The following is a 15,777-nucleotide window of genomic DNA, read 5'->3' as shown; positions in this document are numbered from 1 at the left end:
GTGACGGCGGTCGAGCGGGTCTTCCGGGCGGAGTACGGCCGGGCGGTGGCGGTCCTGGTCCGCGTCTTCGGTGACATCGACGTCGCCGAGGAGGCGGTCCAGGAGGCGTTCGCCGAGGCCGTGCGGCGGTGGCCGGAGGCCGGTGTGCCGCCGAGCCCGGTGGGCTGGATCATCACCACGGCCCGCAACCGGGCCATCGACCGGCTGCGCCGGGAGTCCACGCGGGACTCCCGGCAGGCGCAGGCGGCGCTGCTGCACGCCCGGGACGAGGTGGTCGAGGTGGGGGCGGTGGGTGACGAGCGGCTGCGGTTGATCTTCACGTGCTGCCACCCGGCGTTGCACCGGGGTGCGCGGGTGGCGTTGACGTTGCGGCTGCTGGGCGGGTTGTCCACGGCGGAGATCGCCCGGGCGTTCCTGGTGCCGGAGGCGACGATGGCGCAGCGGTTGGTGCGGGCGAAGGCGAAGATCCGGGACGCGCGGATCCCGTACCGGGTGCCGGGGGCGGCCGAGCTGCCGGAGCGGCTGCGTGCCGTGCTGGCGGTGGTGTACCTGGTGTTCAACGAGGGCTATTCGGCCAGTTCCGGTGGAGCCTTGGTGCGCGAGGAGCTGTGCGCGGAGGCGGTGCGGCTGGGGCGGGTGCTGGTGGAGTTGCTGCCCGACGAGCCGGAGGTCGTCGGGCTGTTGGCGTTGATGTTGTTGCTGCACGCGCGGGGTCCGGCGCGCACGGGCCCGGACGGCGGTCTGGTGCGGTTGGCCGAGCAGGACCGGTCGCGGTGGGACCGGGCGATGGTGGCCGAGGGCCGGGAGCTGGTGCGGTGGTGCCTGCGCCGCAACCGGCCCGGTCCGTACCAGGTGCAGGCGGCGATCAACGCGGTGCACAGCGATCCGCCGCCGACGGACTGGGGGCAGGTCGTCCAGCTGTACGACCACCTGATGGTGTTGGCACCGAGCCCGGTGGTGGCGTTGAACCGGGCGGTCGCGGTGGGCGAGGTCCAGGGGCCGGGGGCGGCGTTGGAGCTGGTGGACGAGCTGGGTTCGGGCCGGTCGCCGTTGGCGGGCTACCACCTGTTCCACGCGGTGCGCGCGGACCTGCTGCGCCGGCTGGGGCGGGACGCGGACGCGGCGCGGGCGTACCGGCGGGCGTGGGAGCTGGCGGGCAACGACGCGGAACGCGACCTGCTGCAGCGCGGGCTCGACGCGGTGGCGGGGCGTCACGCCGGGAGCTGACGACGGGGCGGACATCGTCACCTCGGCGCGACGGCGTGGTCACCGCGTCGCCCGGTGGCGGTCCAGGACGCGGTCGACGAGCCGGAGCGAGGCACCCAGGTAGGCGTTCGGGTCGCACAGCTCCTTCCAGCGGTCGAGGTCGGTGTCGTGCCCCCGGGCGCGCAGCGCGTCCACGAGTGCCGCGGCCACGTCGCCGGTGGTGGCGGTGACCTCGGTCAGGACCTCCTTCGCGGTGGTCTTGCCGAGCAGGGGGGTGAGCACCGCGCCGAGGCGCTCGGAGACGATGGCACCGCCGGTGAGGCGGAGGTTCGCCGCCATCTTCTCCGGGAACACCGTCAGGCCCGCGGTGAGATCGGCCGCGTTGCGGGCCGCGCCCGCGGTCAGGCGCAGTGCTTCGCGCAGCGGTTGCCACTCGGCGTGCCAGCCCCCGGCGGAGCGCTCGTCGGGGACGACCATGCACTGGTGCAGCACGGAGACCAGGGCGGGCACCTGGCGGGCGGCGGTGAGGATGGCGGTGGTGTGGACGGGGTTGCGTTTCTGCGGCATGGCCGAGGAGGCTCCGCGGCCCGGCGCCGAGGGCTCGGCGACCTCGCCGATCTCGGTGCGGGTCATCACCTCCGCGTCTGCCGCGACCTTGCCCAGCGTGCCGGTGATCAGGGACAGGGTGTTCGCGACGTCGACGATCGGCAGGCGGGCGCCGTGCCAGGGGATCAGCGGTGCGGTGAGGCCGAGGGCGGCCGCGAACGGTTCGACGAGGTCGAGGCTGTCGCGTTCGGTGAACTCCTGGTAGGCGGCCAGGGTGCCGGCCGCCCCGCCCAACGAGACGGGCAATCCGCCGGTGCGCAGGTGGCGCACGCGGTCGAGCAGGTCGAGGACGGCGTTGAGCCAGCCGGCGCACTTGAGGCCGAAGGTGACGGGCACGGCGTGCTGGGTCAGGGTGCGGCCGGCCATGGGGGTGCCGCGGTGGTCGCGGGCGAGTGCGGCCACCGCGTCGGCGGTGCGCCGGAGGTCGTCCAGCACCCGGTCGAGCACGGTGCCGCAGATCAGCATGGTGGCGGTGTCGAGGATGTCCTGGCTCGTGCTGCCGCGGTGGACGAAGTCCGCGGCACGCGGGTCGATCGCGTGGACGAGCCCGGTCAGCTGGCCGACGAAGCCGACGACCGGGTTGCCCGTCTCACGGACCCCGTTGACCAGTGCGGACCAGTCGAACAGGTCCGCGTCGATCCGGTCGAGCACCGCCGGCACGTCGGGCGGCACCATGCCGATCCCGGCCTGGGCCCGGGCCAGGGCGGCTTCGACCTTGATCATCGCGGTCAACCAGGCGCGGTCGTCGAGCAGGTCGTCGATCCCGGTGCCGGCCCACCCGGGCGAGAGCAGTCCGCTGTCTCCGGTCATGTCGATCCTCAGTGTGTTCCGTGAGCGTGCCCTTGGGAGGGCTCCTGGTGGCGGTGGCCCGGCGGCGGGCGTCGCCGCCGGGGTTCCGGGCCGGTTCACGTGGTGGCGCCCGTCACCGCGTGAGCGGGCAACCCCAGGCTCACCCGGGCCAGGGCGTCGGCGTCCCCGAGGATCACCGAGTTGACTCCGGGGCGCACCCCGGCGGCGGTGGCCCAGTGCACGGTCTCGGTGGGCACACCGAACGCGAAACGTCGTGGGTGCGGTCGCCCTCGGGCGTCGAGCACGGAGTAGGGCCGGGTGGAGACCGCGATGCCGCCGGTCTCGTACGCGCCGGCGGTGCGGTTCGGGATCCGGTTGAGGGCGCAGTCACCGCGGGCGAGCAGCCTGGTCAGCAGGGGGTCGGTGGTGCGGCGGGCGTCGACCTCGGGCAACCGCGCCTCGACGAGCGTGCGGGCGTGGTACTCCGCGCCCGGGATCGACGGGCTGCGCATGACGAACCCCGGCCGGTCGCCCGCCAGGTCGACGACCACCCGGGGTCCGACGACGGTGAGGACACCCGCCTCGATCAGGGCCGCGGCCTCTTCGATGCGGCGCGCCGGCGGGCCGATGGACAGGAAGGCGTTGAGCGGCGTGTACCAGTTGTCGAGGTCGTCGCGGTAGGAGTCGCCGGTGATCCCACCGTGGTCGACCAGGAGGCGGACCTCGTTGCGCAGGTCGCGCAGGACGTCCAGGGCGGCTTTGAGCGGGCCGCGGACGTTGCCCAGGCGCGCTTCGCGGACGTCGGCGTCGAGGTGGGCGAGCAGCCAGTCGCGAAAAGCCCGGGGGGTGGGGAACGTCCTGCCGCGGTGGGGCGTGGCGACGGTCTGCCAGTCCCAGCGCGGTGTGGCCCCGAACCCGAACCCGCGCAGGAGCTCGTCCTCCGGCCCCCCGGTCCCGGGTGAGGACTCGACCCCGGCGCGGAACTCCCGCAGGAAGCGGTCGCGCTCGGCGTCGCCCGACCGGTTGCCCACGATGGTGGCGTAGTACACGGCGCGGACTTCCCGGTCGATCCACGGCCAGATGTCGGTGCGGAACTCCAGCGGTCCGGACGCGCGCAGTGCCTCGATGCGCCGCGGTGTCAGGAACAGCGGGATGTGCCTGCCGGTGGCGCCCTTCTGGTTCTCCCCGCGGGCGTGGTAGGGCACTCCGCGGCGGGACCCGGCGATCACGTGCGGCTCGTCGCCGGAGCGCTCGTAGCGCAGGCGGCCGTCCTCGTCGCGGCGGAACACCCCGCCGCGGCCGCTGGTGAGCAGGGCGAGGTGGTCGAAGAAGTTCAGGCCCATGCCGCGCAGGATCACCGGTTCGCCGCCCTCGACGTCGCCGAGGTCGACGTCGGCGGGGTTGTCGGGCGGCACGTAGCGCAGGCCGTGGCGGGCCGCGTGGACCTGCCAACGCCGCTGCGCCGGGGTCGGTGCGACCCCGACGTGGCCGAGGGCGAGCACGACGGCGTGCAGCCCGGCCAGCCGGGTTCCGCTCGCCAGGATCGCGGTTTGGGTGCCGCCGTCCTCGTCGACCAGGTCGACCGCCTGCTCCGGGTGCCGGCTGATCAGCAGGTTGTCCGGCGCGTGGGTGATCAGGTGCCGCAGCACCCAGATGAGGTAGTGGCCGTAGAACGCCCTGGTCGGGTAGGAGTCGGGCCCCAGCGCCGCGGCTTCGTCCCGCACCCGGTCGGGGAAGTCGTGGAACGGGTCGAAGAGGACGACGACGCGCGCCCACTGGTACAGGCTGGGACCGTGCACCACCGGGCCGGCGCACTCGACGCTGTCGTCGACGAACAGGGTGATCTGGGACGCGACGGTGTTCATCAGCAGGTGCCCGGACTGGTCCGACCGCCAGACGTGGCCGCCGACACCGAGCCGGGGGTCGACGAGGCGCACGCGAATGTCGCGGCGAGGGCTCTCACCGGCGTTCGCGCACAACCGCTCGAGCACCGACAGGCCGCGCGGACCGACTCCGACGAGGCATATTTCGAGTGGCGCCTCCGGGTCCGGGGAATGGTCCGGGTACGCGCCGGCGGCACTCGGGTGGTGACCGCTCATCACAATGGTGTCCGGGGTGGTCGAGGGCCGAGGATCGTCGATGCGTGCACAGCAGGATTCCCCCGTCTTCGTTAAGCGAGCGGACGAAGCCGATGACGCCATCCTGGCCTGTCCCCGAGGCGCGTGTCCGGTGTCGTGAAAGAGGAACCATCGGCCGCTTCGGCCCGGCAGGGCGACGCGGGGTGCGCATCGGCGCTGGTCGTGGGCGGTTGCCACCGACGGCGATCGGGAAGACGTCGCTTCGGGAAAGGTTCGCTTCCCTGACTTCCTCCGCGCTCGTGCCGGCCGGTTCGAATTAACGGCGTCGTCGCGGCGCGGTAATGCGGTGGATACGCGTCGAGGCACGGGGTGACGGCTGCGGGAGGGCACCCGAAGACGGGGCGGATCGGCAGCGAGGGGAATTCCGCCTGGGTCCGATCACGTCGGGAAGGAGTGGTCGCGCCGGTCGGAGGAACCGGAGGCGTCGGCCGACCGCGAGGAGCCGCAGGCGCTCGTCGCCCCTGAGGTCTACCGGGCGACGGCGAAGGGAAAGCCTTCCCTCGCCATGCCCAATTTATAGCGCACCCAGTGTCTTGCGGCAAGACCGGGGTGGTGCCGCAGAATCTGCGCCCTATGCCGACGTCTGCGGACAAGAGCATTCGTTCGGTCTTTTCTTCGACGGGGGATTTCATGGTCGACGTGATCGTGGCCGGTGCCGGGCCGACGGGGTTGATGCTGGCCGCCGAGCTGCGGCTGCACGGCGTCCGGGTGCTCGTGCTGGACCGGGAGCCGGAGCCGACCGGGGTCGTCCGCTCGATGGGCCTGCACGCGCGCAGCATCGAGGTGATGGACCAGCGCGGTCTGCTTGAGCGTTTTCTGGAGCACGGCCGGCGGCACCCCCTCGGGGGATTCTTCGCCGGTATCGACAAGCCCGCGCCGGAACGGCTGGACACCGCGCACGGCTACGTCCTGGGCATTCCCCAACCGGTCACCGATCGGCTGTTGGGCGAGCGTGCCGCGGAGCTGGGCGCGGAGATCCGGCGGGGCCGCGAGCTGGTCGGGGTGGAGCAGGACGAGGACGGGGTGACCGTCGAGCTGGCCGACGGGTCACGGGTGCGGTCGGGTCACCTGGTCGGGTGCGACGGTGGGCGCAGCACGGTGCGCAAGCTGCTCGGCGTCGGCTTCCCGGGTGAGCCGGCGCGGGTGGAGACGCTGCTGGGCGAGATGCGGACGGACGTGCCGCCCGAGGCGGTGGCGGAGGTGGTGGCCGACGTCCGGCGGACCCGCGAGCGGTTCGGCCTGGTGCCGCTCGGGGCGGGCGTGTACCGGGTGGTCGTGCCCGCCGAGGGCGTGGCCGAGGACCGGTCGGTGCCGCCGACCCTGGAGGAGTTCCGGCAGCGGCTGCGGGCGGTCGCGGGCACCGACTTCGGCGTGCACTCGCCGCGGTGGCTGTCCCGGTTCGGCGACGCCACGCGGCTGGCCGAGCGCTACCGGTCCGGGCGGGTGCTGCTGGCGGGTGACGCGGCGCACGTCCACCCGCCGACCGGCGGGCAGGGGCTCAACCTGGGCGTGCAGGACGCGTTCAACCTGGGGTGGAAGCTGGCGGCCGAGGTCGCGGGCTGGGCCCCGGAGGGGTTGCTGGACACCTACGAGGCCGAACGGCGTCCGGTGGCCGCCGCGGTGCTGGACAACACCCGGGCGCAGATGGAGCTGATGTCCACCGAGCCGGGCGCGCGGGCGGTGCGGCGGCTGGTGGCGGAGCTGATGGACTTCGAGGTGGTGAACCGGCACCTGATCGGGAAGATCACCGCGCTCGGGGTGCGCTACGACTTCGGCGAGGGGCACGAGCTGCTGGGCCGGCGCATGCGGGACGTGGGGTTGCGGCGGGGGCGGCTCTACGAGCTGACGCGCTCGGGCCGCGGGCTGCTGCTGGACCAGACCGGCCGGTTGTCGGTCGGGGGGTGGGCGGACCGGGTCGACCACGTGGTGGACGTGAGCCAGGAGGTGGACGTGCCCGCGGTGCTGCTGCGTCCGGACGGTCACGTGGCGTGGGCCGGCGAGGACCAGCGGGGCCTGGTCGAAGGGCTGTCCCGCTGGTTCGGCGCCGCCTGAACGGCGGCTCAGCGCAGTTGCCGGATCAGGTCGGCGACCTCCTGCGGGGTGAAGTCGAGCGACACGACGCCGATGGTGAGCTCGATGCTGCACCGCGTCGGATCGGTCGCGGACCTGGGGCGTTGGGGCAGTTCGACGCCGGTCTCCTCGAGGATCCGCTTCGCCGCGGCGGCCACGGCGTCCTTCGGCGCGGGGATGTGGACGTGGAACAGGGGTGTCCGCGGCACTTCCGGGCGGGTGGTGGCGTAGCCGTCGGCGTTGATGGCGGCGGCCACGGCCACCGCGTGGTCGCGGAACTCGGCCATGCGCGGCAGCACCTCGTCCAGTCCCATCAGGGCCGTGACGGCGGCCGGCCACGAGTCGGGGGTCGCGCCGCCGAGCCTGCGCCGCCACACCGAGGCGGCGTCGACGGTGTCCCGGTCCCCCGCCAGGACCGCGCCGCGCACGCCTTCGAGGCCTTTGTAGAGGGAGACGTAGACGGTGTCGAACAGGGCGGCGATCTCGGCGAACGACCGGTCGTAGCCGGTCTGCGCCTCCCACAGCCGGGCGCCGTCCAGGTGCGCGGCGGCGCCGCGGTCGTGGGCCCAGGCCGTCTGGGCGACCAGCTCGTCCCAGGTGGGCAGGAGGCCGCCGAGGTCGCGTTGGGGCAGTTCGAGCAGCAGGGCGGCGATCGGTTCGCGGACGTCGGCGAGGTCGTCGAGGGTGATCAGGTGCTCGCGGTCGCCGACGGCGTGGTGGCGCAGGCCGTGCACGGCGCTGTAGCCCTGCTCCTCCCAGACCGCGAGGTGGGTCTGGGGGTGTGCGGCGAAGGTGCGGCGGCCGGTGCGTTCGGCGTGCACGCGCAGCGCGGTCTGCTGCGCCATCGTGCCGGTGGGGAAGAACAGGGCGGCGGGTTTGCCGAGCAGGTCGGCGATGCGCCGTTCGAGTGCCGCGGTCGGCTCGTCGAGGCGGGTGCCGGGGGTGACGCGGTCGAGCATCCGGCGCAGCACCGCGTGCGGGTCCTGGCGGAGTGCGGAGTGCTGTACCAGGGAACGGCTGATCTTCGGGCTCATGCCGGGAGTCTGGACTTGTCGCCAATAATGTGCAACAAGGTTCACCGGTCACCTGACGGATTCGGGCACGGGCGTCGCGCGCCTAGCGTCGCCGGCATGGAGCTGACCAGACCCGATGCCGACCACGTCCTCGTCCACCGCGGCCGCGTGCCGTTCGACCCGCGCCCGGACGGGCTGCTGGACGCGCGGTGGCTGCGGGAGGTGGACGGTGACGGGGTCGTGACGTATTCGCAGTGGTCGCGCCCGGTGGACGCGGACGGCGCGGTGGACGGGGACGGCGCGGTGGCCTACCGCCGGTACCGGTCCGTCGGGCGCGCCTCGGCGGACCGGCCGGTCGGGTGCGTGGTACTGGTGTCGGTGCGGTTCGACCGGTCCGGGGTCGCCGAGGAGTGGGTGGACCTGGTGCTCGCCGCGCTGGCTGCCGAGGACGAGCCGGACCCGGGTGGGATCTCGGCGCACTTCCACGTCGGCGTGGACGGCACGCGGGTGCTGAACTACGCGGAGTGGACGTCGGCGCGGGCGCACGTCGACGCGATGGCGCGGGGTGACGGGGCGGTGGGCCGGTCGCCGCTGTGGCGGCGGGTGCGGTCGTTCCCCGGCCTGGCGAGCAGCGACGTCCGCCGGTACCGGGTGGTGGGTGGGTGATACTTGCCTCATGGGGAAGACCTACGAACGGATCGAAGGACGCCTGCGCGAGTTCATCGAGGCGCAGCCGGTGTTCTTCACCGCCACCGCGCCGCTGGCCGCCGACGGGCACGTGAACCTGTCGCCGAAGGGCCGGCGCGGCACGTGGCGGGTGCTCGACGAGCAGCGGGTGGCGTACCTGGACTTCGGCGGCAGCCACGCCGAGACGATCGCGCACCTGCGGGAGAACGGGCGGATCACGCTGATGTGGTGCGCGTTCGACGGTCCGCCGAACATCGTGCGCGTGCACGGCACGGGCGAGCCGGTGTTCCGGGACGACCCGCGGTTCGCGGAGCTGGTGGCCGGGTTCGGTGACGCGGACGGTCCGGCGCTGCGGGCGGTCGTCGTGGTGACGGCGAAGCTGATCAGCGACACCTGCGGCTTCGCCGTGCCGTTCCTGGACTACCGGGGTGAGCGGACGCTGCACGCGGACTACTTCGGCCGCAAGACCGACGAGGAGTTCTCCGCGTACTGCGAGAGCAAGGACTTCAACGCGGTGAGCATGGACGGGCTGCCCGCCCTGCCACTGCCCCTGCCGCCGCGCTAGTCGGCGAAACGGTGTCGTGCCGCGGCCGGTGCGTGTGGCACGGTCCGCGGCATGACGGAGTACCTGTTCTTCTGGGGGCACGAGGCGCGGCCCGGCGCGCCGGTCGGCAAGCAGTGCCTGAGCCAGTGGTGGGAGGCGCCGTTCACGGTGGACGGGCTGACCTTCCGGACCGCCGAGCACTTCATGATGCACGGCAAGGCGTTGGTGTTCGGTGACGAGGAGACCGCGCGGCGGGTGCTCGCGGCGCGCACGCCCGGTGAGGCGAAGGCGCTGGGGCGCCGGGTGCGCGGCTTCACCGAGGACGTGTGGGTGGCCGAACGGCTCGACGTCGTGGTGCGCGCGAACCTGGCCAAGTTCGGCGCGCACGACGACCTGCGGGAGTTCCTGCTGGGCACCGGGGACCGGGTGCTGGTGGAGGCCAGCCCGGTGGACCGGGTGTGGGGCATCGGGCTGGCCGCCGACGACGAGCGGGCGGCCGACCCGGCCCGCTGGCCGGGGCTCAACCTGCTGGGCGAGGCCCTGATGGAGGTGCGCGCGCGACTCCGCTCGGGGTGACGGTGTCACCCGATGAGCTCGACCCGGTGGGCGCCCACCGGCCGGACGGGTCCGGTTGCGTCCCGAATGGTCGATTTTCGATCTACGCTGTCCGAGCGGCGAGTGGCGCCGATCACCTCGGGAAGGGGGCGGTCGTGCTGGTCGATGCCCGGCGGAACCGCGGTGCCCTGCGCCGGGTGACGGGTCTGGCCCGCAGCACGCCGGGCAGGCTGAGCCTGCTGGCGCTGCTGCTGATCGCCGTGGCCCTGCTGGTCGGGGCGGTGACCGCGACGTCGGTGCAGCGCCGCTCGGACGCGCTGGAGGCGTTGGCCGACCGCAGCGAGCCGCTGGCGTTCGCCGCCCAGGAGGTCTACCGGGCGATGGCGGACGCGGACGCCACCGCGTCGAGCGCGTTCCTGTCCGGCGGGGTGGAGTCGGCGGCGTTGCGCGGCCGGTACGAGGCGGACGTGGCGAAGGCCGCGGCGGCGTTGTCGGCGGCGACGAGCCAGAGCACCCGCTCCCCCGAGCCGGCCGGGGCGCTGTCGACGCTGTCGGGCCAGTTGCCGGTGTACACGGGGCTGGTCGAGACGGCCCGCGCGCACAACCGGCAGGGCAACCCGGTGGGTGCGGCGTACCTGCGCGAGGCGTCGGCGTTGATGCAGACGCGGCTGCTGCCCGCCGCCCGTGAGCTGTACGGGGTGGAGACCGGCCACGTGATGCGCGACCTGGAGGACGCCGGGTCGTGGCCGTGGCTGGAGTTCCTGCTGGGCGCGGCGGCGCTGGCGGTGCTGGTGTTCGCCCAGCGCTACCTGACCCGGCGGACGAACCGGCTGCTCAACCCGGGCTTGGTGGTGGCGACCGCGTTGAGCCTGGTCTCGCTGCTGTGGGTGCTGGTGGCGAGCGTGCTGGTGGTCTACAACGCCTCGGCGAGCAAGACCGAGGCCACGCTGGTCGACCTGCTCGCGCGGGCCCGGATCGCGACGCTGACCGCGCGCGGTGACGAGACGTTGACGTTGGTGGCGCGCGGCAGCGGCACGACCTACGAGGAGGAGTACGTCGAGGCCGACCAGGTGCTGGAGGACGTGCTGGGCCGGGTGCGGGCGATGAGCCCGACGCCCCCGGTGGTGGAGGCGGTGGAGCACCACGCGCGGTGGCAGCGGGCGCACCGCGAGATCCGCCGGGCCGACGAGGCGGGTGATTTCACCGAAGCGGTGGAGTTGGCGCTGGGGCCGGACCCGCGGGGCGCGGCGACGGCGTTCGACGCGTTGGACTCGAAGCTGGTGGAGGCCATCGGCGCGGCGCGGGCGGAGCTGACCGACGCGATCGGGCGGGCCCGGGCCGGGTTGCGGGGCGTGGTGCCCGCGGTGGTGGCGCTGGCGTTGCTGGCGGCGGCGGCCTCGTCGTCGGGGTTGTGGCAGCGGCTGAAGGAGTACCGATGAGACGGCTGCTCGCGGTCCTGGTGCTGGTGGCGACGGCGGCGTGCGCGCCGGTGCCCAGCGCCGCGCCGCCGATCGGCGGTGGCTCGCCCGCGCCGCCGCGGCCGGCCGACGCGGTGGAGCTGACCGAGCCGCCCAGCGCGGCCGACGTGCCACCCGCGTCGTGCGACCCGACGGCGAGCCTGCGACCGACCGGTCCCCTGCCGCCGCCGGGGCAGATGCCGGCCGGGTCGACCATGGCACGCATCCAGGCGCGCGGCCGGCTGATCGCGGGCGTGGACCAGAACACCTACCTGATGGGGTTCCGCAACCCGTTCTCCGGCGAGCTGGAGGGGTTCGACGTCGACCTGGCGCGGGAGGTCGCGCGCGCGGTGTTCGGCGACCCGGACGCGATCCAGTTCACGGTGCTGACCTCCGAGCAGCGGATACCGGCGCTGGAACGGCGCGAGGTGGACATCGTGGTGCGCACCATGACGGCGACCTGCGACCGCTGGCAGAAGGTGAACTTCTCGACCGTGTACCTGCAGGCGGGGCAGCGGGTGCTGGTGCCGTCGGGCTCGGACGTGACCGGCATCGAGTCGCTGGGCGGGAAGCGGGTGTGCGCGACGAAGGGGTCCAGTTCGCTGGCCAACGTGGCGACCGCGGCGTCCCGGCCGGTGCCGGTGTCGGTGCCGAACTGGACGGACTGCCTGGTGATGCTGCAGCAGGGGCAGGTGGACGCGATCTCGACCGACGACACGATCCTGGCCGGGTTCGCCGCGCAGGACCCGTACACGAAGGTGGTGGGGCCGCAGTTCACGGCCGAGCCGTACGGCATGGCGTTCCCGAAGGCGGACGAGGACTTCGTGCGGCTGGTCAACGCGTTGCTGGAACGGCTGCGGGCGGACGGCACGTGGGCGCGGCTCCACGAGCGGTGGCTGGGCGAGCCTCCGTCGCCGCCCGCCGCCGTGTACCGGGACTGACGTGCGGAGCCGCCGGCGGTACCGGGTGACGACGTGGCCGGGGCACTCGACGGGCTGCGGGGACGTTTCCCGGGTGTGGCGGAACCGGCCGTGAGGGCGGCGGTGCGGCCGGTGCCGCACCGATGGGCGAGGGACGTGCGGTCCGGCGTGCCGTGCGGCCCGAATGCGGGCACGGTGGCGGTGCGGCGGTACCAGCGGGCGGTGCCGGCCAGGACGGAGGGCCGATGAGGACGTGTCCACGTGCCGGCTGTGGCGGCGCGATCGACGACGACGGCTCCTGCGACGTGTGCGGCGCGGAAGCGCGAGCCCTGGCCACCACCGGCACGCCCGCCGGCAGTGGTGCGGGCGCGGGTGACCTCGGCGCTCCGGGAGGGGGCGTGCGCCGGGACTCGCCGGGCGACGCCGGTGGCGGGGTGACCGGGGACGCGTCGGGTGGCCGGTGCGGCGAGGTGACCGGGGATTCCCTCAGCGGGCCCGCGACCAGGCTGGACACCGGGGTCCGTGCGGGTCGCACCGGTGGCGGGGCGAGCGCGGGCGGGCCCGGCGGAGTCGATGAGGGAACCGCGACGGGGGCGTTCAGCGGGCCGGTGACGGGGCCGGACAGCGGTCCCGGGACGGCTCCGTGGTCGGGTGGGGCGTCGGTGGCGCGGTCGCGGCGGGCCTCGGCGTCCAGTCGGCCGTCGAGCCGCGGGCGGTTGGGGGCCGGGTTGGTGGAGGTGCCGCGGGTGCCCTACCGGGATCCGAAGGCGGCCGTGCTGACCGACCCGGAGGTGCCGGAGGCGAAGCGGTTCTGCTCCAGTTGCGGGAAGGAGGTCGGGCGCGGGCGGGATGGCCGGCCGGGGCGGGTGGAGGGGTTCTGCGCGCACTGCGGGCACCACTACTCGTTCACGCCGAAGCTCGTGCCCGGCGAGGTGCTGCACGACCAGTACGAGGTGCTGGGCTGCCTGGCGCACGGCGGGCTGGGCTGGATCTACCTGGCGGCCGACCACGCGGTCAGCGACCGGTGGGTGGTGTTGAAGGGCCTGCTGGACTCCGGTGACGCGGACGCGATGGCGGCGGCGATCGCGGAGCGGCGTTTCCTGGCCGAGGTGGAGCACCCTACTATCGTCAAGATCCACAACTTCGTGCGGCACGAGGACCGGGCCAGCGGGGAGCTCGTGGACTACATCGTGATGGAGTACGTGGGCGGCACGTCGGTCAAGGACATGATCAAGCAGTTGCGGGCCGAGGGCACGGGGACGGAGTCGTTGCCGGTGGCGCAGGCGATCGCCTACGCGCTGGAGGTGCTGCCCGCGTTGGGCTACCTGCACGGCGTGGGGCTGCTGTACTGCGACTTCAAGCCGGACAACGTGATCCAGACCGAGGAGCAGCTCAAGCTGATCGACCTGGGCGCGGTGCGGCGCGTGGACGACCGGCACTCCCCCATCTACGGCACGATCGGCTACCAGGCGCCGGAGATCGGCACGGACGGCCCGTCGGTGGCCTCCGACCTGTACACGGTGGGCCGGGCGTTGGCGGTGATGAGCTTCCCGTTCGACTTCCGCGGCCGCTACCGGGAATCGTTGCCGGACCCGGAGGAGCAGCCGCTGCTGCGTCGGCACGAGTCGTTCCACCGGTTCCTGCTGCGGGCCGCGCACCGCGACCCGGAGCAGCGGTTCGCCTCGGCGGAGGAGATGGCCGAGCAGTTGACCGGTGTGCTGCGGGAGGTGCTGGCGCAGCAGGACGGTGTGCCGCGGCCGGGTGTGTCGCGGCAGTTCACGCCGGAGCGGCGGGCGTTCGGCACGGAGGGCGGGTTGGACGTGCGGGCGGCGGCGACGGGGCTGCCGGTGCCGCAGGTGGACACCTCCGACGCGGCGGCGGGGTTCCTGGCGACGGCGGCGACGACGGGTGACCCGGACCAGGTGGTGGCGGCGTTGCGGGTGGCGCCGGTGCAGACGGTCGAGGTGCGGTTGCAGGTGGTGCGGGCATTGATCGAGGCGGGCCGGGTGGACGAGGCGGTGGGCGAGCTGGACGCGTTGGCGTGGCCGTTCGACCCGGACGACCCGGACGACCCGGAGACCCCCGCGCCGGACGACTGGCGTCCCGGCTGGTACCGGGGTGTGGCGGCGCTGGTGAGCGGCCCGGACGGGGCGCGGCGGGCGCGGGCGGCGTTCGAGCAGGTCCGTGACGCGTTGCCGGGCGAGGCCGCGCCGAAGCTGGCGGTGGCGGTGTGCGCGGAGGCGGTGGGCGACCCGGACGCGGCAGCGGCCGGGTACGAGGTGGTGTGGCGCACCGACCACGCGTACGTGTCGGCGGCGTTCGGGCTGGCCAGGGTGTTGTCGGCGCGGGGTGGGCGGGACGCGGCGGTGCGGGTGCTGCACTCGGTACCGGACACGTCGATCCACCACGTGGCGGCGCAGGTGGCGGCGGTGCGGGCGCAGCTCGGGGCGGCCCGGGAGTGCGCGGGGGCGGAGGCGTTGGCGGAGGTGATGGCGGCCGGTGCGAGGCTGTCGGGGTTGGAGTTGGACGTGGCGAGGCGGGCCGGGTTGACCGTGGAGTTGTTGGGTGTGGCGTTGGAGTCGTTGCCCGGTGGCGGGGCGCCGCCCGCGGCGAGGCTGCTGGACTGCGAGGTGAGCGAGTCGGGGCTGCGGTTGGGCCTGGAGCGCTGGTACCGGCAGTTGGCGCGGTTGGCCGACACCCCCGAGGAACGCATCGCTCTCGTCGACCGCGCGAACGCGGTCCGGCCCAGGACGTTGGTGTAGATCATGGAAACCTGTCCCGAGTGCGCGTCGCCGGTGACGTCGCAGGACCGCTTCTGCGAGGCGTGCGGGCGCAACCTGCGGGTGCAGCGGACACCGGTGGGTGGTCCGGGGGCGCAGTGGCCGCCGATGTGCGCGTGCGGTGGCGAGGAGTTCGACGCGGACGGGTTCTGCGAGCAGTGCGGTCGGGCGCGGCCGTCGGCGCGGGACCGGGTGGAGTTCGTGCTGCCGGGGCTGGCCGGGGTGAGCGACCGGGGCAAGCGGCGGCAGCGCAACGAGGACTCGATGGCGTTCGGCCGGGTGCGCGGGCGTGGTGTGGCGGCGGTGGTGTGCGACGGGGTGGCGTCGTCGGAGCGGGCCGAGCAGGCGTCGCAGCAGGCGGTGGACACGGCGGCGGACGTGCTGCTGACGGGATTGCGGTCCGGGATGGACGCGGAGGCGCTGACCACGGACGCGGTGGTGGCGGCGAACGAGGCGGTGGGCCGGTTGGCGCGGCCGGAGGCGGCCGAGGTGGCGCCGTCGTGCACGTTCGTGTCGGCGGTGGTGACGGACGGTTCGGCGACGGTCGGGTGGGTCGGTGACAGCCGCGCGTACCTGGTCGGGGAGGCGGGCGCGGCGCGGTTGACCACGGACGACACGTGGGCGGCGCAGCTGGTGGCGGAAGGGGTGCTGACCGAGGAGGAGGCGCTGACCGACCGGCGGGCGCACGTGCTGTCGCGGTGGTTGGGCGCGGACTCCGGTGTGGACGCGCCGCAGACGGTGACGTTCAAGGTGGAGACGCCGGGGCTGCTGGTGCTGTGCAGCGACGGGCTGTGGAACTACGTGCCCGAGCCGGAGGACCTGCTGGAGGTGCTGCCCCGGGGCGTGCCGCCGGTCGAGGTGGCGCGCGAGTTGGTGGAGGTGGCGCTGAAGGCGGGCGGGCACGACAACATCACGGTGGTGGTCGTCCAGCTGCGGGGTGCGCATGGCGCTTGACGTCTGGCGTTGTCGGGGCGCGAGGTGCCGACCGGTGGGCGGTGGTGGAGCCGGGTGA

12 protein-coding genes are annotated in these 15,777 nt (G+C 74.0%); 9 read left to right on the top strand and 3 right to left on the bottom strand.

Annotated elements, in window-relative coordinates; translation table 11 throughout:
- Positions 1-1,227, top strand: a complete 1,227-nt coding sequence (locus tag FHX81_RS01410) for an RNA polymerase sigma factor (protein WP_141974840.1) — start codon at positions 1-3, stop codon at positions 1,225-1,227.
- A 39-nt stretch (positions 1,228-1,266) separates the two neighbouring features.
- Here the strand turns inward: FHX81_RS01410 and pcaB are convergent, their stop codons facing one another.
- Positions 1,267-2,622 carry a 3-carboxy-cis,cis-muconate cycloisomerase gene (gene pcaB, locus FHX81_RS01405; RefSeq protein WP_141974839.1) on the bottom strand — a complete coding sequence of 452 codons (1,356 nt, stop codon included), beginning with the start codon at positions 2,620-2,622 and terminating at the stop codon, positions 1,267-1,269.
- A gap of 95 nt (positions 2,623-2,717) precedes the next feature.
- Positions 2,718-4,628 (bottom strand): FAD/NAD(P)-binding protein, encoded by a 1,911-nt coding sequence (locus tag FHX81_RS01400; RefSeq protein ID WP_281291773.1) that lies wholly within the window; start codon positions 4,626-4,628, stop codon positions 2,718-2,720.
- Positions 4,629-5,369: 741 nt separating this feature from the next.
- On the opposite strand from FHX81_RS01400, the gene rox reads away from it, so the two are divergent.
- On the top strand, positions 5,370-6,791 hold the full coding sequence (gene rox / locus FHX81_RS01395; RefSeq protein WP_141974837.1) for a rifampin monooxygenase: 1,422 nt from the start codon (positions 5,370-5,372) through the stop codon (positions 6,789-6,791).
- Between the two features lie 8 nt (positions 6,792-6,799).
- Here the strand turns inward: rox and FHX81_RS01390 are convergent, their stop codons facing one another.
- Entirely contained in the window at positions 6,800-7,843 is a 1,044-nt protein-coding gene (locus FHX81_RS01390; protein WP_141974836.1) for a threonine aldolase family protein, read from the bottom strand.
- Positions 7,844-7,939: 96 nt separating this feature from the next.
- On the opposite strand from FHX81_RS01390, the gene FHX81_RS01385 reads away from it, so the two are divergent.
- The 7 genes from FHX81_RS01385 to FHX81_RS01355 all read left to right on the top strand — a co-directional run bounded on the left by FHX81_RS01385 (position 7,940) and on the right by FHX81_RS01355 (position 15,719).
- Positions 7,940-8,488: an antibiotic biosynthesis monooxygenase gene (locus FHX81_RS01385; RefSeq protein ID WP_211363345.1), complete on the top strand. Its 549-nt coding sequence runs from the start codon at positions 7,940-7,942 to the stop codon at positions 8,486-8,488.
- A gap of 10 nt (positions 8,489-8,498) precedes the next feature.
- On the top strand, positions 8,499-9,074 hold the full coding sequence (locus tag FHX81_RS01380) for a pyridoxamine 5'-phosphate oxidase family protein (RefSeq protein WP_141974834.1): 576 nt from the start codon (positions 8,499-8,501) through the stop codon (positions 9,072-9,074).
- Positions 9,075-9,125: 51 nt separating this feature from the next.
- The gene (locus tag FHX81_RS01375; RefSeq protein WP_141974833.1) at positions 9,126-9,629 is read left to right on the top strand and encodes a riboflavin biosynthesis intermediates N-glycosidase; all 504 of its coding nucleotides are present in this window, start codon (positions 9,126-9,128) and stop codon (positions 9,627-9,629) included.
- Positions 9,630-9,763: 134 nt separating this feature from the next.
- On the top strand, positions 9,764-11,047 hold the full coding sequence (locus FHX81_RS01370) for a hypothetical protein (protein WP_246107560.1): 1,284 nt from the start codon (positions 9,764-9,766) through the stop codon (positions 11,045-11,047).
- On the top strand, positions 11,044-12,006 hold the full coding sequence (locus FHX81_RS01365; protein WP_141974832.1) for a glutamate ABC transporter substrate-binding protein: 963 nt from the start codon (positions 11,044-11,046) through the stop codon (positions 12,004-12,006). Before FHX81_RS01370 ends, FHX81_RS01365 begins: the two co-directional genes overlap by 4 nt.
- A 224-nt stretch (positions 12,007-12,230) precedes the next feature.
- Complete coding sequence (locus FHX81_RS01360; protein ID WP_246107559.1) at positions 12,231-14,747, top strand: serine/threonine-protein kinase; 2,517 nt, start codon at positions 12,231-12,233, stop codon at positions 14,745-14,747.
- Between the two features lie 3 nt (positions 14,748-14,750).
- Positions 14,751-15,719 (top strand): PP2C family protein-serine/threonine phosphatase, encoded by a 969-nt coding sequence (locus tag FHX81_RS01355; RefSeq protein WP_141974831.1) that lies wholly within the window; start codon positions 14,751-14,753, stop codon positions 15,717-15,719.
- Positions 15,720-15,777 lie beyond the last annotated feature (58 nt).

This window comes from Saccharothrix saharensis (assembly GCF_006716745.1).
Classification (GTDB): domain Bacteria; phylum Actinomycetota; class Actinomycetes; order Mycobacteriales; family Pseudonocardiaceae; genus Actinosynnema; species Actinosynnema saharense.
The sequence above is the reverse complement of the archived record's forward strand: the minus strand, read 5'-3'. Positions and strand labels throughout refer to the sequence as shown.

Bases quoted from the DNA above. Each gene is read 5' to 3' on its own strand.
- FHX81_RS01360 (WP_246107559.1), top strand. From the start codon at position 12,231: ATGAGGACGTGTCCACGTGCCGGCTGTGGCGGCGCGATCGACGACGAC.
- FHX81_RS01380 (WP_141974834.1), top strand. From the start codon at position 8,499: ATGGGGAAGACCTACGAACGGATCGAAGGACGCCTGCGCGAGTTCATC.
- pcaB (WP_141974839.1), bottom strand. From the start codon at position 2,622: ATGACCGGAGACAGCGGACTGCTCTCGCCCGGGTGGGCCGGCACCGGG.
- FHX81_RS01385 (WP_211363345.1), top strand. From the start codon at position 7,940: ATGGAGCTGACCAGACCCGATGCCGACCACGTCCTCGTCCACCGCGGC.
- rox (WP_141974837.1), top strand. From the start codon at position 5,370: ATGGTCGACGTGATCGTGGCCGGTGCCGGGCCGACGGGGTTGATGCTG.
- FHX81_RS01365 (WP_141974832.1), top strand. From the start codon at position 11,044: ATGAGACGGCTGCTCGCGGTCCTGGTGCTGGTGGCGACGGCGGCGTGC.
- FHX81_RS01375 (WP_141974833.1), top strand. From the start codon at position 9,126: ATGACGGAGTACCTGTTCTTCTGGGGGCACGAGGCGCGGCCCGGCGCG.
- FHX81_RS01355 (WP_141974831.1), top strand. From the start codon at position 14,751: ATGGAAACCTGTCCCGAGTGCGCGTCGCCGGTGACGTCGCAGGACCGC.
- FHX81_RS01390 (WP_141974836.1), bottom strand. From the start codon at position 7,843: ATGAGCCCGAAGATCAGCCGTTCCCTGGTACAGCACTCCGCACTCCGC.